This is a genomic window from Pseudomonas sp. W4I3 (assembly GCF_030816195.1).
Lineage (GTDB): Bacteria > Pseudomonadota > Gammaproteobacteria > Pseudomonadales > Pseudomonadaceae > Aquipseudomonas.
The window spans coordinates 570,566-588,294 of the sequence record NZ_JAUSXS010000001.1 but is presented as its reverse complement, the minus strand read 5'-3'; the positions used below and the strand labels follow the sequence as shown (position 1 = coordinate 588,294).

General features: G+C 61.3%; 17 protein-coding genes and 2 pseudogenes. 7 read left to right on the top strand and 12 right to left on the bottom strand.

The genetic code is table 11. From position 1 onward, the window contains the following. Positions 1-124 precede the first annotated feature (124 nt). Positions 125-1,564: a cardiolipin synthase gene (gene cls / locus QF045_RS02700; RefSeq protein ID WP_306490951.1), complete on the bottom strand. Its 1,440-nt coding sequence runs from the start codon at positions 1,562-1,564 to the stop codon at positions 125-127. Between the two features lie 130 nt (positions 1,565-1,694). Here cls and QF045_RS02695 point away from each other — a divergent pair, with 130 nt between their 5' ends. Next, positions 1,695-2,216, top strand: coding sequence for a DUF3617 domain-containing protein (locus tag QF045_RS02695; RefSeq protein ID WP_306490950.1), 522 nt, complete (start codon positions 1,695-1,697; stop codon positions 2,214-2,216). Here the strand turns inward: QF045_RS02695 and QF045_RS02690 are convergent. The 6 genes and pseudogenes from QF045_RS02690 to folE2 form a co-directional block, all read right to left on the bottom strand. After that, positions 2,213-3,551: pseudogene (locus QF045_RS02690) on the bottom strand (dihydroorotase). The gene QF045_RS02695 and the pseudogene QF045_RS02690 overlap by 4 nt on opposite strands. A 3-nt stretch (positions 3,552-3,554) precedes the next feature. After that, a complete protein-coding gene (locus tag QF045_RS02685) occupies positions 3,555-4,115 on the bottom strand; it encodes a DapH/DapD/GlmU-related protein (protein ID WP_306490949.1) in 561 nt (186 codons plus the stop codon). Further along, entirely contained in the window at positions 4,112-4,990 is an 879-nt protein-coding gene (locus tag QF045_RS02680; RefSeq protein ID WP_306490948.1) for a metal ABC transporter substrate-binding protein, read from the bottom strand. The genes QF045_RS02685 and QF045_RS02680 overlap by 4 nt, the downstream gene beginning before the upstream one ends. A gap of 11 nt (positions 4,991-5,001) precedes the next feature. Beyond that, positions 5,002-5,868: a metal ABC transporter permease gene (locus QF045_RS02675; protein WP_306490947.1), complete on the bottom strand. Its 867-nt coding sequence runs from the start codon at positions 5,866-5,868 to the stop codon at positions 5,002-5,004. Then, the gene (locus tag QF045_RS02670) at positions 5,868-6,536 is read right to left on the bottom strand and encodes a metal ABC transporter ATP-binding protein (RefSeq protein ID WP_306490946.1); all 669 of its coding nucleotides are present in this window, start codon (positions 6,534-6,536) and stop codon (positions 5,868-5,870) included. The genes QF045_RS02675 and QF045_RS02670 overlap by 1 nt, the downstream gene beginning before the upstream one ends. Beyond that, on the bottom strand, positions 6,533-7,423 hold the full coding sequence (gene folE2, locus QF045_RS02665; protein ID WP_306490945.1) for a GTP cyclohydrolase FolE2: 891 nt from the start codon (positions 7,421-7,423) through the stop codon (positions 6,533-6,535). Before folE2 ends, QF045_RS02670 begins: the two co-directional genes overlap by 4 nt. A gap of 128 nt (positions 7,424-7,551) precedes the next feature. On the opposite strand from folE2, the gene QF045_RS02660 reads away from it, so the two are divergent. Continuing rightward, positions 7,552-8,763 carry an N-acetylmuramoyl-L-alanine amidase gene (locus QF045_RS02660; protein WP_306490944.1) on the top strand — a complete coding sequence of 404 codons (1,212 nt, stop codon included), beginning with the start codon at positions 7,552-7,554 and terminating at the stop codon, positions 8,761-8,763. On the opposite strand, the gene QF045_RS02655 is transcribed toward QF045_RS02660, so the two are convergent. Then, positions 8,760-9,128 (bottom strand): glutamine synthetase, encoded by a 369-nt coding sequence (locus QF045_RS02655; RefSeq protein ID WP_306490943.1) that lies wholly within the window; start codon positions 9,126-9,128, stop codon positions 8,760-8,762. The two genes, QF045_RS02660 and QF045_RS02655, sit on opposite strands and share 4 nt — an antisense overlap. A 139-nt stretch (positions 9,129-9,267) precedes the next feature. On the opposite strand from QF045_RS02655, the gene zigA reads away from it, so the two are divergent. The 3 genes from zigA to QF045_RS02640 are packed head-to-tail and all read left to right on the top strand — an operon-like array spanning position 9,268 to position 12,127. After that, positions 9,268-10,476 (top strand): zinc metallochaperone GTPase ZigA, encoded by a 1,209-nt coding sequence (gene zigA, locus QF045_RS02650; RefSeq protein WP_306490942.1) that lies wholly within the window; start codon positions 9,268-9,270, stop codon positions 10,474-10,476. Next, on the top strand, positions 10,476-11,120 hold the full coding sequence (locus QF045_RS02645; RefSeq protein ID WP_306490941.1) for a DUF1826 domain-containing protein: 645 nt from the start codon (positions 10,476-10,478) through the stop codon (positions 11,118-11,120). Before zigA ends, QF045_RS02645 begins: the two co-directional genes overlap by 1 nt. Positions 11,121-11,164: 44 nt before the next feature. Further along, a complete protein-coding gene (locus QF045_RS02640; protein ID WP_306490940.1) occupies positions 11,165-12,127 on the top strand; it encodes a GTP-binding protein in 963 nt (320 codons plus the stop codon). Here QF045_RS02640 and QF045_RS02635 read toward each other — a convergent pair. Next, on the bottom strand, positions 12,121-12,516 hold the full coding sequence (locus QF045_RS02635) for a DUF3301 domain-containing protein (protein ID WP_124388834.1): 396 nt from the start codon (positions 12,514-12,516) through the stop codon (positions 12,121-12,123). The two genes, QF045_RS02640 and QF045_RS02635, sit on opposite strands and share 7 nt — an antisense overlap. A gap of 117 nt (positions 12,517-12,633) precedes the next feature. On the opposite strand from QF045_RS02635, the gene pdxY reads away from it, so the two are divergent. After that, positions 12,634-13,506: a pyridoxal kinase PdxY gene (gene pdxY / locus QF045_RS02630; RefSeq protein ID WP_306490939.1), complete on the top strand. Its 873-nt coding sequence runs from the start codon at positions 12,634-12,636 to the stop codon at positions 13,504-13,506. 129 nt (positions 13,507-13,635) lie between these two features. Here pdxY and QF045_RS02625 read toward each other — a convergent pair whose 3' ends face one another. Next, the gene (locus tag QF045_RS02625; RefSeq protein WP_053258732.1) at positions 13,636-14,121 is read right to left on the bottom strand and encodes an acyl-CoA thioesterase; all 486 of its coding nucleotides are present in this window, start codon (positions 14,119-14,121) and stop codon (positions 13,636-13,638) included. Between the two features lie 280 nt (positions 14,122-14,401). Between QF045_RS02625 and QF045_RS02620 the strand changes: the two are divergent. After that, positions 14,402-16,160 (top strand): annotated as a pseudogene (locus tag QF045_RS02620) (cation:proton antiporter). Between the two features lie 102 nt (positions 16,161-16,262). Here the strand turns inward: QF045_RS02620 and QF045_RS02610 are convergent. Continuing rightward, positions 16,263-16,670 carry an SMI1/KNR4 family protein gene (locus QF045_RS02610; protein ID WP_003195742.1) on the bottom strand — a complete coding sequence of 136 codons (408 nt, stop codon included), beginning with the start codon at positions 16,668-16,670 and terminating at the stop codon, positions 16,263-16,265. Between the two features lie 135 nt (positions 16,671-16,805). After that, positions 16,806-17,675 (bottom strand): Tim44 domain-containing protein, encoded by an 870-nt coding sequence (locus tag QF045_RS02605; RefSeq protein ID WP_124388831.1) that lies wholly within the window; start codon positions 17,673-17,675, stop codon positions 16,806-16,808. Positions 17,676-17,729 lie beyond the last annotated feature (54 nt).

The following is a 17,729-nucleotide window of genomic DNA, read 5'->3' as shown; positions in this document are numbered from 1 at the left end:
TTTTGTAGGAGCGAGCTTGTTCGCGAAGAACTCTGGGCTGCAAGTTTATTCAGGATGAACACGTTGCCTGGACGTTTTTCGCGAGCAAGCTCGCTCCTACAGTGAAGCCAGGGCTTGCCGTCTGTTAGAGAATCGGTGAAATCAAGCGCGCCACGCGCATGCCCAGCTGCTGCAAGCGCCGGGTTTCACGGCTCTCTTCCTGGCTGACTTCATGGGCCAGGGCGAAGTCGTCCAGCAGCATCTGCTCCACCTGTTTGGCGAAGGCCTCGTCGACCGTCAGCAACATCACTTCAAAATTCAGCCGGAATGAACGGTTGTCCATGTTGGCGCTGCCGATGGCGCTGATTTCGCTGTCCACCAACACCACCTTTTGGTGCACAAACCCGGGCGTGTAGCGGAACACCCGCACGCCGGCGCGTACCGCTTCGATGGCATAGAGGCTGGAGGCGGCATACACGATGCGGTGGTCCGGTCGCGAGGGCAGCAGAACACGCACGTCCACGCCGCGCAGGACGGCCAGGCGCAGGGCGGCAAACACCGCTTCGTCCGGGATGAAATACGGGCTGGTGATCCACACGCGTTCGGTCGCGGCGTGAATGGCCTCGACAAAAAACAGCGAGCAGGTTTCATACGGGTCCGCCGGGCCGCTGGCGAGCAATTGGCAGAGCACGCCGTCTTCCGGGTAAGCGTCCGGCAGGATCAGCGGCGGCAATTCCCGCGCAGCCCAGAACCAATCCTCGGCGAATGACTCCTGCAAGCAGGCGACCACCGGGCCGGTGACCTGTACGTGCGTATCGCGCCACGGCGCCAACGGCGGTTTCTTGCCCAGGTACTCATCGCCCACGTTATGCCCGCCAACGAACCCGGTGATGCCGTCCACCACCACGATCTTGCGGTGGTTGCGGAAGTTGACCTGGAAGCGGTTCAGCCAGCCGCTGCGGGTGGCGAAGGCTTTGACCTTGACCCCGGCGTCGCGCAGCGATTGCACGTAGTGATGGGGCAGGGCGTGGCTGCCGATGCGGTCGTAGAGCACGTAAATGTCCACGCCTTCGGCCGCTTTTGCGGTGAGCAACCTGTGCAGTTGGCGGCCGAGGTCATCGTCGTGAATGATGAAAAACTGGAACAGCACGGCGGTTTTCGCGTTGCCGATGGCTTCGAAGATGGCGCTGAAGGTGGCATCGCCATTGATCAGCAACTGCACCTGGTTATTGGCAAGGCAGGGCATGCGGCCCAGTTTGGGCATGGCGCGCAACGAGGCGTAGGCACTGGAGTTGCGCGCGGCGAGTGCTTCCTCGACCCAGGGGCGCCAGTTCAATTCGGCGATGGCCCTGTGCATTTCCTGGTTGGCCTGGCGCCGCGCCTGGATGTAGGCGTCGAAGGTGCTGCGGCCAAAAATCAGATAGGGAATCAGCGTGAGATAAGGCATGAACATCAGCGACAGCGCCCAGGCAATCGAGCCTTGGGCGGTCCTGACGGTCAGTACGGCATGGATGGCGGCGAGGCTCCCGAGAAAATGCAGCGTGGCAATGAAGTAGGCGAGCAGGTGCGGGCCAAAAAAATCCATGAACGACATCACTCCGGGCAGTCCAGTGCGTAACAGACCATGTTCCACCGTGAATGTCGCTATTTTATTTGCCGTGCAACACTGGCGCCTTTGCGGCGTCTAACGCCCACTATTGCCCAGGAGTTACCCGATGAATGCTCGTCTGCTGTGTTTGTCCATGGTTGTTGGTTTGTCGCTGCCGCTAGCGGCACATGCGCAGATGTTGGCGCCGGGCTTGTGGGAGTTGACTACCAGCAATATGAAAGTCGACAACCAGGACCTGCCGGACTTGTCGCTGATCCTGGGTCAGCTCAAGCAACAGATGACCCCTGAACAGCGCGCCATGCTGGAAAAACAGGGCATCACCATGGCCGGTAAAGGCGTGCAGGTGTGCCTCACGCCAGCCCAGGTCGCTTCCGACTCCATTCCCCTGACTGACCCGCAATCGGGTTGCAAACAGGAAGTGACCGACAAGACCGGCAACCAGTGGAAATTCCGTTTCAGCTGCCCGAAAGCCCAAGGCACGGGCGTGGCGACCTTCCAGAGCCAGAAGGAATTCACCACCACCGTCAACGGCACCTTCAATGCCACCGGCGTCCAGCAAAAGGGCAGCCTGGACACCCACGCGCAGTGGCTGGGTAACAACTGCGGTACCGTCAAACCCCGCGCTTAACGCAGGAAATGCAGGGGCAGGCCCTGGCAGCTGTCGACCACTTGGCCGTTGTGCCACGCCAAGTGGCCCGACACCAGGGTTGTACTGACACTGTGACGCAAAGCTGCGCTCGGCAAAAGGCGTCCAGCCGCAACGGGCCAGGATCGGTTGGCTGCTCACGGGTTTGCCCGCGGGTTCTGGCTTGATCAGCACCAGGTCGGCCCAATACCCCTCGCGCAGATAACCTCGATCAGGAATGGCAAACAGGTCGGCGACGCGATGACTGGTTTTCGCCACCAGCGTGGTCAGCGGTAGCAACCCGTCCGCCACCAGTTCCAGCAGCGCCGGCAACGCATGTTGCACCAAGGGCAGACCGGCCGGCGCCTGGCGATAGTCCAACTGCTTTTGTGCCCAGGTATGCGGCGCATGGTCACTGCCAATCACATCCAGACGATTACTCAATAAAGCCAGGCGCAGCGCGTCGCGGTCGGCGCGGGTCTTGATCGCCGGGTTGCATTTGATCTGGTGGCCGAGGCGCTGGTAGTCGCGGTCGTCGAACAGCAAGTGGTGCAGGCAGACTTCGGCGGTGATGTGCTTTTCGTTCAGCGGCTTGTCTTCGAACAAGGCCAATTCCCGCGCGCTGGTCAGGTGCAACACGTGCAAGCGCGTGCCATGGCGTTTGGCCAATTCCACGGCAAACGATGAGGAGCGATAGCACGCCTCGGCATCACGGATCAGCGCATGGGCCACGGCGCGAATGCGCTCGCCGAAGCGGTCGCGCAGGCGCAGTTCGTTGGCCTGGATGCTCGGCGTGTGTTCGCAGTGAGCCAGCAGGATCGTCGGCACTTCGGCAAACAGGCGCTCCAGCGTCTGCGGATCGTCCACCAGCATATTGCCGGTGGACGCGCCCATGAACACTTTGACCCCTGCCACGTCGCGCGGGTCGAGGGCCGCGACGGTGTCGAGGTTGGCGTGACTCACGCCAAAGTGAAAGCCGTAGTTGGCCACCGAGTGCAACGCGGCGCGGCGCTTTTTATCGGCCAGGGCGTCCAGGCTCAGCGTGGCCGGTTGGGTGTTGGGCATGTCCATGAAGCTGGTGATGCCACCGGCCACCGCTGCGCGGGACTCGCTGTAGAAGCTGCCTTTGTCCGGTGCGCCGGGCTCGCGAAAATGCACTTGGTCATCGATCATCCCTGGCAACAACCATTGGCCTTGAGCGTCGATCTCCACCGGTTCGTTTGCGTGTTCAATGCTGCCAGCAATCTTTTCGATACGGCCACTGACCACCAGCACATCCGCGTCGAACTCCCGGCCCTCATTGACCAGTCTGGCATTGCGAATCAATAGGCGGCTCATACTTCAGAACTCGTTTTGCAGGGCTTTGTAGCCGCGCACCAGGTCGACATTGGTGCGTGCCACGTCCTCGGAAAACTCCGAGGCGCTGACGCTCACCGGCGCGAACTGCGACAAGTCGGTGGTGGGCCCGATGCGGGTAGTGGAGGGGACGTAGAAAGCAGCGGGCAGGTCGCGCCCGTCCACGACCGAGTTGTGCCGCACCACCGAGCCGTCGCCTACCGCGCAGTTGAACAGCACGCTATTGAAACCGATAAACACGCGGTCGCCCACGGTGCAGGGGCCGTGGACGATGGAACGGTGTGCGATGGAGGTGAACTCGCCAATGGTCACGGCGGCGCCGGACTTGGAATGGATCACCACACCGTCCTGGATATTGGAGTTGGCACCGATGGTGATCGGGTCCATGGCGCCGCTGGCGTTGACTTCATCGGCGCGGATCACCGCGTAGGGGCCCACAAATACGTTCTCGCCGATGATCACCTTGCCGCAGATGATCGCGGTTTTATCGACGTATGCCGATTCGGCGATCACCGGCAGGTCGCCGGAAGGATTCTTGCGGATCATAGTTTGCTCAACGCTGCGCACAAGGTGTTGAGGTTGTATTCAAACAGTCCGATAAAGGTGCTGGCCGGGCCTTCGGCGGCGAGGGCGTCGGAGTACAGCGTGCCGCCAATCTGCGCGCCGCTTTCGTCGGCGATTTGCTTGAGCAGGCGCGAGTCCTTGATGTTCTCCATGAACACGGCCTTGACCTTGTCCTTGCGGATTTGAGTGATCAGCGCGGCCACTTCGGCGGCTGACGGCTCGCGCTCAGTGGACAAGCCCTGAGGCGCAAGAAACTGAATGCCATAGGCCTGGCCCAGGTAACCGAAGGCGTCATGGGAAGTCACGATGCGGCGATTGCCTGCGGGCAGTGCGCCGAACTTGGTCTTGGCTTCGGCCAGCACGCGGTGGATTTCCTTGAGGTAGGCCTGGCTGTTGCGCAGGTAGTCAGCCTGGTTGGCCGGGTCGGCGGTGACCAGCGCTTTGGTGATGTTGTTAACGTAGATCTCGGCGTTGGCCAGGTTGTGCCAGGCGTGTGGGTCAGGGATGGTTTCGCCGTCCTCGTCCATGGTGTGGGAGATCACGCCTTTGCTGGCAGTGACCACCGTGGCCTTGGTTTCAGTGCTGGTTACCAGGCGGTCCAGCCAGGGCTCGAAGCCCAGGCCGTTCTTGATGATGAGCTTGGCCTTGAGCAACGCCTTGGCGTCGTCCGGTGTGGGTTCGTAGGTGTGAGCGTCGGCGTCCGGGCCGACCATGTTGCTGATTTGGATGTGGTCGCCACCGATCTGGTGGGTGATGTCATCGAGAATACTGAAGCTGGTAACCACCTGGAGCTTATCGGCGGCCTGCGCCATCGACAGCGGCAACAGCAGACTGAACAGCACGAGTAGAGCGCGCATCGGGAGACACCTCATTGGGATGTAAGCAAGGGCGGGCGGCGCAGCAAGCCGTGCACCGGACCGAAGACCACGGACAGCAAATACCCGCCGCCCGCCACCAGCACGATGGCCGGGCCGCTGGGCAGTGAGTAATAGAACGACAGCAACAAGCCCAGCCACACCGACAGGCATCCCAGCACTGCCGATACCGCGATCAACACCGGCAGGCGCCGGCTCCAGAAGCGCGAAGCGATGGCCGGCAGCATCATCAAGCCCACCACCATCAAGGCGCCGATGGCCTGGAAACCGATGACCAGGTTCAGCACCACCAGCGTCAGGAACAGTCCGTGGGCGAGCGGGCCGAGGCGGCTGACGGTTTGCAGGAACAGTGGATCGAGGGTGTCGAGCAGCAGCGGTTTGTAGATCAGCGCCATGGCGATCAGGCTGAAACCGGAGACCCAGAGCATGCCGGTGAGGGTGGTTTCATCCACCGCCAGGGCGGAGCCGAACAGCAAGTGCAACAGGTCCAGACGCTTGCCGGCGATGCCGAGGATCAACACGCCGGCGGCGAGGGAGATGGGGTAGATGGCGGCGAGGCTGGCGTCTTCACGCAGGCCGGTGCGGCGGGTGATCCAGGCGGACAGCCCGGCCATGCTCAGGCCCGCGCCCAGGCCGCCGATGGTCAGCGCCGGCAGGCTCAACCCGGCGAACCAGAAGCCCAGGGCGGCACCGGGCAGGATGCCGTGGGCCACGGCATCACCAATCAGGCTCATGCGTCGCAGGATCAAAAACACGCCCAGCGGCGCGGTGCTGCAGGCGAGTACCAGGCCACCGATCAGCGCGCGGCGCATGAAGACGAAATCGACAAAGGGCATCCACAAGTGCGCGGCGAAGTGCATCAGGCCACCTGCAATTGCGGTTGGGGGCGGATCAGCTCTTTGCTCAGGCCCAGTGCGCAGCCCGTGCTTTTGATGTGCAGCACGTGTTGGGTGTGATGGCGCACCGACGCCAGGTCGTGGCAGACCACCATCAGCGTGCGGCCTTCGTCATGCCAGGCGTGAATGTGTTTCCAGCACAGCGCCTGGCCTTCTTCGTCGAGGGCCGCGTGGGGTTCGTCGAGCAGCAGCACCGGTGAGTCGGCCAGGTTCATTCGTGCGAGCAGGGCGCGTTGCAGTTGGCCGCCGGACAAGGCCATCAACGGGCGCTGCTCCAGGCCGCCGAGGCACCAGTCTTCCAGCACGGCGTGCAGGCGTTCGCTGCGTTGCTGCGGTGTGAGCCTGGTGCCCCAGAATCCGGCGGCGACCAGTTCTTGCAGGCTGATGGGAAACTGGCGATCCAAGTGTTGTTGCTGGGGGAGGAACGCCAGGCCGCCGCGGCGTGGCACATCGACGCTGACTTTCCCAGCCAGCGGCTTTTGCAGGCCGGCGATGACTTTGAGCAGGCTGCTCTTGCCACAGCCGTTGGGGCCGATGACGCCGGTGAGGCTGCCTTTTTCCAGGGTGAAATCCACGGCGGGAGTGAGCGGTTGGCCCGGAGCGCCCCAGCGCAATGCGTTGCAGGTGATCATGTGGCAGGTCTCGTCCAGCGGCTTTCAGCCACGGCATCGTGCGCGTGCAGGCTTTCGGCGTGGATCACTTTGAGATGGAAGGCGTTGACCGCATCCGAGCGTTTCAAGGCGAGGTTCAGGCGGCGCGCGGCGTCTTCGCAGAACATCAAGTTCTGCCCGTTGGCCAGGGCGAAGGCTTGTTCGTCCGCGCGTTTCACCGCGGTTTGCACGGCGGTGCCGAGCGCGGCTTCGGCATCGTTGATCAATTCAAGTATTGGCAGTTCGTCACCTTGAATCTGCACGTGTAACTGCGCACTGCTGCGCTGGCTGTGGGGCGTGGCAACGATGCCGTCGGCGCTGCCGAGCCAGGTCAGTACCTCGGCATGCTGCAACGGTTTGTTAGCGAAGTCGGCGAGAAACTGCTGCTGAATCAACTGCCTGGCAAGGGCAGCGGAGCAAGGGCAGGTTGAGGAATAAGTAACGTCAATTTTTAGTTCCACGTGGAACATCTGATTTTCCAGACGCGCCTCGATACTCACCGGGTAACGCTTCCAACCGTCCAAAGCGCTGACCAGAGCAGGCCGTTTAAGCAGTAATTGGGTGTGAATACGCAGGTAGGCGTTGTTAGATAAATCTTCATGTGTGTCGAGAAAGCGCTGCAGTACATTACGCAGAAGTGCAAGCGTTAGCGGTTGCTGGTCGAACATCTCCAGCGCCAGGTACAGGCGTGACATATGAATGCCACGGGCCGAGCCATCGTCCAGGCTCACGCCCGCATCGGCGGTGGCGGGCAGACGTTGGCCATCGAACAAGACAGGCAAGGCAATGCCGCACATGCCTACCCAATCCAGCGGCAAGGCCTGGCGTGAAGCTTGCGCGGCGATATCCGGCAGAGTCAGCGCATTCATAAGCTGGTCCATCGTTGGAAATAATTAGACATGTTATAGTATAACAATCTATTCCACGATGAAATTTCTGCTCCAGCCTTTCTTCAGTCACGTCGAGCAGGGACGCTCCCTTATTTGCGGTATAGGTCATGCACAGACGTCAACTCCTCAACCTGCTGCTGGTCAGCCCCTTGTTCGCCTTGCCGCTGGGGGCGTACGCCACGCAGATTCGCAATGCGCGGCTGTGGCGTTCGGACGATAAGCTGCGGCTGGTGTTCGATCTCAGCGGCCCGGTGCAATACAAGACGTTTTCGCTGGCCGCCCCGGAACGCGTGATCATCGACCTGAGCGGCGCCGGGCTCAGTGGTGACTTCTCTCAGTTGGTGCTGAAGAACAGCGGGATTACCTCGATTCGCTCCGGCCATTTCGGCAAAAACGACACCCGCATCGTGCTGGACCTGGCTGCGCCGATGCAGCTCAACAGTTTTCTGTTACCGCCCCAGGACGGTCAGGGCCATCGCCTGGTGCTTGACCTGAGCAGCGCCACACACGCGCCTCGTCAGATCGCCGCCGAGCCTGCGCCATTGATCGCGCCGGTGGATAAGGCCCACCCCAAGCGCGACATCATTGTGGTGGTCGACCCTGGCCACGGCGGCAAGGACCCCGGCGCCATCGGCTCCAAGGGCCAGCGAGAAAAAGACGTGGTGCTGTCGGTTGCTCAATTGCTGGCCAAGCGGCTCAAGCGCGAAAAAGGCTTCGACGTAAAACTGGTGCGCAACGATGACTTCTTCGTGCCGTTACGCAAGCGCGTGGACATCGCCCGCCAGCACAAAGCCGACATGTTCATCTCGGTACATGCCGACGCCGCCCCCAGGCTCACCGCGTCGGGTGCCTCGGTGTATGCGTTGTCCGAGGGCGGCGCTACTTCCGCGACCGCGCGTTTCATGGCGCAGCGTGAAAACGGCGCGGATCTGCTGGGCGCCACGACGTTGCTCAACCTGAAGGACAAGGACCCGATGCTCGCGGGGGTGATTCTCGACATGTCGATGAACGCCACCATCGCCTCCAGCCTGCAACTGGGCAGCTCGGTATTGGGCAGCCTGCAAAACATCACCAGCCTGCATCAGAAACGCGTGGAACAGGCCGGCTTCGCAGTGCTCAAATCGCCGGACGTGCCGTCGATCCTGGTCGAGACCGGGTTTATCTCCAATACCCAGGACGCCCAGCGGTTGGTGACGGCGCGTCATCAACAGGCGGTGGCGGATGGCTTGTTCGACGGGCTGAAAAAATACTTCGAGAAAAACCCGCCGATGAACAGCTACATGGCCTGGGTGCAGGAGCAGAAGAACGGCCAGGTCTAACAGCCGGTGATTCGGCTGCAGGTGAACGTGGCGCTGGCTCCACCTGAACTGGAGAACCGGTTAAGGGTGGTCCAGCCCACGCGCCGGGTGTAGCCGACCCAGGCCTCACCATCCGACGCCAGCCCGGTAAAGAACGTCAGTTGTCCATAACGGCTGTTGGTCTGTGCCCAGTAGCGTTTGCCGACCACCTCGAACCCGCGCAGATACGTGGTGCTGCCCACGGTCGCCACGCTGTAGGCATTGCCCAACGGGTCCACGCAGGCCAGCAGGTTGGCGCTGCGCGTGCAGTTGGCCAACAGGCTTGGGGTTTGCGCACAGGCAGGTCCTGCCGCTGCCAATAACAGGACGTAGCAAAGGCGTTTCATCGGGTTTCTCAGGGCTGGAAGGTGATCAAGCATTGCGCCCTTCGTCGCCAGGAACAAGAGGGGTTGGCTTGCTTGCATTGTTATACTATAACATAAAACAAAGCCTGGCTTGACCGGGCAGCCAGATGAGATCGACCTGATGCCCAATCGTCTACCCGTTACCGTGTTGTCCGGCTTTCTCGGCGCCGGTAAAAGCACGCTGCTCAACTATGTGCTGCGCAACCGCGAAAACCTGCGGGTCGCGGTAATTGTCAACGACATGAGCGAAATCAACATCGACGGCAGCGAAGTCCAGCGCGACGTCACGCTCAATCGCGCCGAAGAAAAACTGGTGGAGATGAGCAACGGCTGCATCTGCTGCACCCTGCGCGAGGACTTGCTCGAAGAGGTCGGCAAGCTCGCCAGGGAAGGTCGGTTCGATTACCTGCTGATCGAATCCACCGGCATCTCCGAACCGCTGCCGGTCGCCGAAACCTTCACCTTTCGCGATGAAAACGAGCAGAGTCTGGCGGACATTGCGCGCCTGGACACTATGGTTACGGTGGTCGACGGCATGAATTTTCTGCTCGACTACCAGGCCGCAGATAGCCTGGCCTCACGTGGGCAAACCCTGGGCGAAGAGGATGAGCGCTCGATCACCGACCTGCTGATCGAACAGATCGAATTTGCCGACGTGATTTTGATCAGCAAGATCGACCTGATCAGCAGCCACGAGCGCGAAGAGCTGATGGCGATCCTTGAGCGCCTCAACGCCCAGGCGCAAATCATCCCGATGGTCATGGGCCAAGTGCCGCTGGACAAGATCCTCAACACCGGTCGCTTTGATTTCGAGCGCGCCGCCCAGGCCCCGGGCTGGTTACAGGAGATGCGCGGCGAACACGTGCCGGAGTCCGAAGAATATGGCATTGCCTCTACCGCTTACCGTGCGCGCCGTCCCTTTCACCCGCAGCGGTTTTTTGACTTCATCGACCGCCCCTGGGTGAACGGCAAGCTGTTGCGTTCCAAAGGCTTCTTCTGGCTGGCCAGCAAACATCAGGATGCCGGCAGCTGGTCTCAGGCCGGTGGTTTGATGCGCCATGGTTTCGCCGGGCGCTGGTGGCGTTTCGTGCCAAAAAGCGAATGGCCGCAAGACCCGGAAAGTGTCGCGGCGATTATGGATAACTGGCAACTGAGCACCGGTGATTGCCGTCAGGAACTGGTGTTTATCGGGCAGAACATCGACTTCGCCACGATGCGCGCCGAGCTGGACCAGTGCCTGCTCACAGACGCGGAAATGGCCCTGGGCGTCGAAAGTTGGCGTCAATGGGTAGACCCTTTTGGCCCCTGGTATGAAGAGGCAGTCGCCTGATGCTGGCCTCGGTTAGTCCCCTGCGCCCCGTGATTCGCCAGACCCGTGGCGAAAGCCCGCTGGCGTTGTCTGACATACTCGACGACGGCGTGAACCTGGCGCTGTGGCAGCGCCAATTGCCGTTGCATATCGCCGAGTTCGGCGCCCTGATGGTAGCGCTCGACGAGCCGCTGGCCGAAGCGTTGGTCATCGAGTTGGACAGCGAAGACAGCGCGCCGAACCTGCAGGGTCTGGCGTCCGGTTGCCGCGATCTGGAAGGCTATGATGGCTTTATCGCCGATGTGTCCTGGCTGGTCAGCGCGTTCGCCTGCCTGCTTGGCGCCAAGCGCATCGGCGTGCGTTTGCGCCTGCTGGACAAGGCCATGTGCCCGCGCTTTCATGTCGACCATGTGCCTGTGCGGCTGATCACCACCTATGCCGGCGTCGGCAGTCAGTGGCTGCGCGAAGGCGTCATGGACCGCCGCCGGTTGGGCCAGCCTGACGCGGAACCCACTGAGCGTATTGAGCAAATCCTGTGTGGTGAAGTAGCCCTGCTCAAGGGCACGAAATGGCACGGCAATGAAAACCATGGCCTCATTCATCGCTCGCCCGCACTGAAAGCGAGTGAGCGTCGCTTGATCCTCACGCTGGATTGGCTGGCATAAACGCGTAGGATCAAGCACTCCAGACCGTCTGAATGATGCCACCCATGCTGCAGAACATTCCCACTCACGTGATTGCCGGGCCCTTGGGCGTCGGCAAGACCAGCCTGATCAAACATCTGCTTTCCCAACGTCCGGCAAGTGAGCGCTGGGCGGTGCTGATCAACGAGTTCGGCCAGATCGGCTTGGACGCTGCCTTGCTCACTCAAGATGACGATGGCATTGCCTTGGGTGAAGTGGCGGGAGGCTGCCTGTGTTGTGTGAACGGCGCGCCGTTCCAGGTGGGCCTGGGCCGGTTATTGCGCAAGGCCGGGCCGGATCGACTGTTTATCGAGCCGTCGGGCTTGGGCCATCCGGCGCAGTTACTCAAACAATTGGGGCAAGCGCCATGGCAAGGCGTGCTGGCGGTTCAGCCGTGCGTGCTGGTGCTGGACGCCCAGGGTCTGGCAGCGGGCAAACCCTTGCCGCAAGCACAGCAGGAAGCGCTGGCCAGTGCCGGCCTGCTGGTATTGAACAAGGATGAGGCACTGGATGCGCTGCAACGCCAGGCCATCGAGCAGCAGTTATCGGGTTACGCACTGTATTGGACGCGCCAGGCGCAGTTGCCCATTGAACAGCTACCTGGCTTGAAAGCTCAGGCTGGCGGGGTTGTGGATAACTTTGCAGTGCCCACTGGTTCGGCGCCAATGCCGACGGTATGGCACGACCCCACACTGCCCATCTGCCTGAGCCAGGCCCAGGAGGGCGGCTGGAGCGTCGGTTGGCGCTGGCATCCGAGCCAGCAATTTGACCAGGAGCGCTTGAGTCAGTGGCTGAAAAGTCTGCACTGGCGTCGCGCCAAGCTGGTTATCCACAGCCGTAACGCCTGGGTGTCCGCCAACGCTGTGGATAACAGCCTGCCGGTCTGGCAGCCCAGCGAATGGCGTCGTGATTCACGCATCGAACTGATCTTCAGCGCGCTCCAGGACGTGGCGGCATTGCAGGCCGCACTGGCGGCCTGCCGTTACTGACGGTTCTTGGTTGCGTGGTCCTGGCGCCACTGGCTCAGTTCGATGACCTCGGCGCTGGGCAGCGGCTCCTTGGCTTCGAACGGGTAGGGCGCCAGTTCAATCTGCGCGCTGTGGGCGCCAAACTGGGTGATGGTCCCGCTGTGGCGAGCCTCGCCCGTCACGGTGAACTCGAAATTGTAGACGCGGGCCAATCGTCGCCGACCCTTGGCATCTTTCACGAAACCGATGCGTTTCAAGGCCACCGCGCCGTCGAGCAGTTCGATGTCGAGCTTGGCGCAGTGCTGCTTGACCCGCTCCAGCGCCCGCTCGCGCAGGCCATGGTTATGCCAGACCCAAGCCGCGCCGGTCGCCAGCAGCATCAAGACGAAGATGTTTCCCAGGGTCAGCATTCCATGAACTCCAACAAAGTGAGCGCAGCTTAACTGTGTCGCCGGTCTGTCGTACAGGCTGCGTTTAGTCGCATACTGCGCGGCCAGAATTTCAACGGCTTTATGGAAATCTCCTGCATGAAACGTACACCCCATCTGCTTGCGATCCAGTCTCATGTGGTCTTTGGCCACGCCGGAAACAGCGCCGCCGTGTTCCCCATGCAGCGGGTCGGGGTGAATGTATGGCCGCTCAACACGGTGCAGTTCTCCAACCACACACAGTATGGTCACTGGGCGGGCGAAGTGCTGGCCCCGCAGCAAATTCCGGCACTGGTGGAAGGGATCGCGGCGATCGGCGAGCTGGGTAACTGCGATGCGGTGCTGTCGGGCTACCTCGGCAGTGCGGACCAGGGGCGTGCAATTCTTAGCGGTGTGGCGCGCATCAAGGCGCTCAACCCCAAGGTCATGTACCTGTGCGACCCGGTGATGGGCCATCCGGAAAAGGGCTGCATCGTGCCGCAGGAAGTCAGTGATTTCCTGCTGAACGAGGCGGCGGCCGTGGCCGATTTCCTGTGCCCTAACCAACTGGAGCTGGACAGCTTTGCCGGGCGCAAACCGCAATCGCTGCTCGATTGCCTCGCGATGGCCAAGGCATTACTGACGCGCGGGCCGAAGGCGGTGTTGGTCAAGCACCTGGATTACCCGGGCAAATTGCCGGACGGCTTCGAGATGTTGCTGGTGACGGCCGATGGCAGTTGGCATTTGCGTCGACCGCTGCTGGCATTCCCGCGCCAGCCGGTGGGCGTGGGTGACCTGACGTCGGGGTTGTTCCTGGCGCGGGTGCTATTGGGCGATAGCCTGGTGGCGGCTTTCGAGTTCACCGCAGCGGCGGTGCACGAGGTGCTGCTGGAGACCCAGGCCTGCGCCAGTTACGAACTGGAACTGGTGCGGGCGCAGGATCGTATCGCCCACCCCCGCGTGCGTTTCGAAGCCACGCCGATCAGCCTGTAAGCACACAGAACCCAATGTGGGAGGGGGCTTGCCCCCGATTGCGATATATCAGCCGCCATCTCTTTGGCTGAAACACCGCTATCGGGAGCAAGCCCCCTCCCACATTTGACTGGGTTTGCAGAGCTTAAGTCAGGGCGCGTCGGCCTTGATTTCCTGGTAGCGCTTTTCCAGTTCCTGGCGAATCTGCCGACGCTGCTGGGCCTGCACGAAGCGGCGCTTGTCTTCGCTGTTCTGCGGCTGCAAGGGCGGTACGGCGGCCGGTTTGCGCTGGTCATCCACCGCCACCATGGTGAAAAAGCAACTGTTGGTATGACGCACCGAGCGTTCACGGATGTTCTCGGTCACCACCTTGATGCCCACTTCCATCGAGGTGTTGCCGGTGTAGTTGACCGACGCGAGAAAGGTCACCAGCTCGCCGACATGGATCGGCTCGCGGAAAATCACCTGGTCCACCGACAGCGTGACCACATAACGACCGGCATAACGGCTGGCGCACGCGTACGCCACTTCGTCGAGGTACTTGAGCAGTGTGCCGCCGTGGACATTGCCTGAGAAGTTGGCCATGTCAGGGGTCATCAATACCGTCATCGACAGCTGGGCGTTTCCGGGTTCCATAGCACACTCACGGGTTGTAGGCATTGGTTGGGGGAGGGCACCTCTGCGGGTGCTGGGGTCTTTGCAGCGCCATCCTTAACGGGACGCCGGCGGGCGGCTTGCCGTCACGCTTGGGCCGATCTGTTTCCATATATTGCACCGGCTTTCCGGCGGAAGTCGCGGTGTTAACCTTCAAAAGCCCATCTCGGGGCATTTCTCACGATCACGGCAGACTTTTCTTTCAGCGCTAGCGCACGCGGGAAGTGAGAAAAGCGCCAGCTATTTCAAGGAGCCCCTCGCCATGCACGCCATCAGCTTTATCCAGGACTTGGCCGTGATCATGCTGGTGGCGGGGGTGGTCACCATTCTGTTCCATCGCCTCAAGCAGCCGGTGGTGCTGGGCTATATCGTCGCCGGCTTCATTATCGGCCCCCACACGCCGCCGTTCGGCCTGATTCACGATGAAGACACGATCAAGACCCTGGCTGAACTGGGGGTGATCTTCCTGATGTTCTGCCTGGGCCTGGAATTCAGCCTGCGCAAGCTATTCAAGGTCGGCGCCACGGCGTTTATCGCGGCGTTCCTGGAAATCATCCTGATGATCTGGATCGGCTACGAGATTGGCCAGTGGTTCGACTGGAACACCATGGATTCACTGTTCCTCGGCGCGATCCTGGCGATCTCCTCCACCACCATCATCGTCAAGGCGCTCAATGACCTGAAGATGAAGAACCAGCGTTTCGCCCAGCTGATATTCGGCGTACTGATCGTCGAGGACATCCTGGGGATCGGCATCATTGCCCTGCTGTCGAGCATTGCCGTCAGTGGTACGGTCAGTTCCGGCGAGGTGTTTTCCACCGTGGGCAAGCTGTCGCTGTTCATGATTGTTGCCCTGGTGATTGGCATTCTGCTGGTACCGCGCTTGCTGGCTTATGTCGCCAAGTTCGAAAGTAATGAGGTGCTTCTGATCACCGTACTGGGTCTGTGTTTCGGCTTCTGCCTGCTGGTGGTCAAGCTAGAATACAGCATGGTGCTGGGGGCTTTCCTGATCGGCGCGATCATGGCCGAATCACGCCAACTGATTAAGATCGAGCGCCTGATCGAGCCGGTTCGCGACATGTTCAGTGCGATCTTCTTTGTTGCCATTGGGTTGATGATCGACCCGCAGATCCTGCTGCAGTACGCCTGGCCGATTGCGGTGATTACCGTTGCCGTGGTGCTGGGCAAGATGCTGTCTTGCGGGCTCGGCGCGTTTATCGCCGGCAACGATGGCCGCACCTCGCTGCGGGTGGGCATGGGGCTGTCACAGATTGGCGAATTCTCTTTCATCATCGCGGCGCTGGGAATGACCCTGCAGGTCACCAGCGATTTTCTGTACCCGGTGGCGGTGGCGGTTTCGGCCATCACGACGTTGCTCACCCCTTACCTGATCCGTGGTGCCGACCCGCTGTCATTGAAAATTGCCGCTGTGATGCCCCAGCGCATGAGCCGGGTATTCGGGATGTATGGCGAGTGGCTGCGCAGTATCCAGCCTCAAGGCGAAGGCGCCATGCTGGCGGCGATGATCCGCAAGATCGTTCTGCAAGTGGGGGTGAACCTGGCGCTGGTGATCGCGATCTTCTTCGCCGGAAGCTTTTTCGCGGCGCGCATCGGAGGGTATCTGGAAGGGTGGATCAGCGATCAAAGCTGGCAGAAGGCATTGATCTGGGGCGGGGGCGTTGCTGTTGTCGCTGCCGTTTCTGATTGCGGCGTATCGCAAGCTCAAGGCGTTGTCGATGTTGTTGGCCGAGATGAGCGTTAAGCCGGAAATGGCGGGACGGCATACCCACCGCGTGCGACGGGTGATTGCAGAGCTGATCCCCATTCTGTCGCTGTTGGTGATCTTCCTGCTGCTGGCAGCCTTGTCGGCCAGTATTTTACCGACCAACAAGTTGCTGGTGCTCATCGCGGTGGTTACCGCGGCGGTGGCGGCTGTGCTCTGGCGCTGGTTCATCCGCGTGCATACGCGGATGCAGGTTGCCTTGCTGGAAACGCTGGATAACCACAAGGATACGCAGTAGGAGCGAGCTTGTTCGCGAAGATCGTTAACGATAACGCGGGAAACCTGACACCCAGTGGCGCCCTCAGGTTTCGCGCGAGCAAGCTCGACGCCTACACAGGCCTCAGCTTTCCAGCCAGACGTCCCGTGCCCAGTGCCACACCGATTCCCAGGTTTCTTCCTGGACCAGCTCTTCCTCGGCGGACCACAGCACCACGGTGCCGTCTTCTTCGACGCAGTAGTAGTCATCGCCGTCCTGGCAGATCGGGATCAGGCTGCGGTCTACACCGGCATCCCAGGCGTTGGCGGCAACGTCCGGCAGATAAGTGTGGGATTGCGGGTCGGTGACAGTCACCGGCTCAAGACTGCCGTAGACCACGTCGCTGACGGTCAGCAGGAATTCGCGGAACACAAATGGGATGTCGATGAACAGTTGTTCCTCGATTTCCACCAGTTGGTCTTCGTCAGGCAGCTCCAAAGGAACCGGGACCGGTTCGTTGGCTTCACGCAGTTGTTCGATGATTTCTTCCACGGCCGGGATCCTCTTGCTAGATGGCGCGGTTTATAGGGGCGTTTTATACAGTAGCTCGCTATAAGTGCAACCGTGAAATAGAAAACCCCGGACATGTCCGGGGTTTTCGTTACCGCTTGTTCAGGCGTTCAGGTCTCAGCCGTTCTGGCGGATACCAGCGACCAGCCATGGCTGGTTGTCGCCCTGGGCGCGCTCCATGTTCCAGCTTTCGCTGAACACTTCGCCCTGGTCGAAACGCGAGGTCTTCGACACGCCGCTGAAGGTCAGGGTGGCGATGGTCTTGTCGGCGCGATCATCCACGCCTTCCAGCTGTACGCGCAGGTCGTCGATATAGGTCGACTGGAAACCGTCACCCAGGTCGGCGCGTTCGCGCTTGAGGAAGTCCAGCAGTTGCGGGGTCACGAACTCGGCGATCTTGTCCATTTCGTTGGCGTCCCAGTGCTGCTGCAGGGACTGGAAGTGGTTGCGGGCCGCTTCCACGAAACGCTCTTCGTTGAACCAGGCTGGTGCGTTGATCACCGGACGGGCGGCGGCGGGGGCTGCCGAACCGCCGAAGATCGAACCCATGGCTGGCTTTTGCTCAAACACTTCACGCTGCATCGGCGCGCCGGCCGGAGCCAGGTGCTCCTGCTGCTTGCGGCGACGGGCGGCGATGAAGCGGAAGATCACAAAGGCGATAACCGCCAGGATCAGGATGTCGAAGATCTGCATGCCCTGGAAGCCGCCGCCCATGAACATGGACGCGAGCAAGCCACCGGCGGCGATGCCGGCCAGCGGGCCCAACCAGCGCGAAGCACCGCCGGCCTTGGCAGCAGCGCCCGCGGCACCGGCTGCGCCTGCGGTAGCTGCAGCACCGCCGGCACCGGCGGATGGAGCCATCTGGCTGGTCTGGTGAGTCGGTGCCGAGCCCATGCTCTTGCCGCCACCGAAGCGTTTGGCGTTGGCGTCGAGGCTCATCGTCAAGCCGATGCACAACGCCATGGCGATGCTAAGAAAACGTTTCATAAAGGGAATTCCCATTTGTGGATTGCACGCGCGCCATGTTGCACAGGTGTCGTG

Excerpts from the sequence above, each read along its gene's own strand:
- cls (WP_306490951.1), bottom strand. The coding sequence starts at position 1,564 with ATGGATTTTTTTGGCCCGCACCTGCTCGCCTACTTCATTGCCACGCTG.
- QF045_RS02695 (WP_306490950.1), top strand. The coding sequence starts at position 1,695 with ATGAATGCTCGTCTGCTGTGTTTGTCCATGGTTGTTGGTTTGTCGCTG.
- QF045_RS02685 (WP_306490949.1), bottom strand. The coding sequence starts at position 4,115 with ATGATCCGCAAGAATCCTTCCGGCGACCTGCCGGTGATCGCCGAATCG.
- QF045_RS02680 (WP_306490948.1), bottom strand. The coding sequence starts at position 4,990 with ATGCGCGCTCTACTCGTGCTGTTCAGTCTGCTGTTGCCGCTGTCGATG.
- QF045_RS02675 (WP_306490947.1), bottom strand. The coding sequence starts at position 5,868 with ATGCACTTCGCCGCGCACTTGTGGATGCCCTTTGTCGATTTCGTCTTC.
- QF045_RS02670 (WP_306490946.1), bottom strand. The coding sequence starts at position 6,536 with ATGATCACCTGCAACGCATTGCGCTGGGGCGCTCCGGGCCAACCGCTC.
- folE2 (WP_306490945.1), bottom strand. The coding sequence starts at position 7,423 with ATGAATGCGCTGACTCTGCCGGATATCGCCGCGCAAGCTTCACGCCAG.
- QF045_RS02660 (WP_306490944.1), top strand. The coding sequence starts at position 7,552 with ATGCACAGACGTCAACTCCTCAACCTGCTGCTGGTCAGCCCCTTGTTC.
- QF045_RS02655 (WP_306490943.1), bottom strand. The coding sequence starts at position 9,128 with ATGAAACGCCTTTGCTACGTCCTGTTATTGGCAGCGGCAGGACCTGCC.
- zigA (WP_306490942.1), top strand. The coding sequence starts at position 9,268 with ATGCCCAATCGTCTACCCGTTACCGTGTTGTCCGGCTTTCTCGGCGCC.
- QF045_RS02645 (WP_306490941.1), top strand. The coding sequence starts at position 10,476 with ATGCTGGCCTCGGTTAGTCCCCTGCGCCCCGTGATTCGCCAGACCCGT.
- QF045_RS02640 (WP_306490940.1), top strand. The coding sequence starts at position 11,165 with ATGCTGCAGAACATTCCCACTCACGTGATTGCCGGGCCCTTGGGCGTC.
- QF045_RS02635 (WP_124388834.1), bottom strand. The coding sequence starts at position 12,516 with ATGCTGACCCTGGGAAACATCTTCGTCTTGATGCTGCTGGCGACCGGC.
- pdxY (WP_306490939.1), top strand. The coding sequence starts at position 12,634 with ATGAAACGTACACCCCATCTGCTTGCGATCCAGTCTCATGTGGTCTTT.
- QF045_RS02625 (WP_053258732.1), bottom strand. The coding sequence starts at position 14,121 with ATGGAACCCGGAAACGCCCAGCTGTCGATGACGGTATTGATGACCCCT.
- QF045_RS02605 (WP_124388831.1), bottom strand. The coding sequence starts at position 17,675 with ATGAAACGTTTTCTTAGCATCGCCATGGCGTTGTGCATCGGCTTGACG.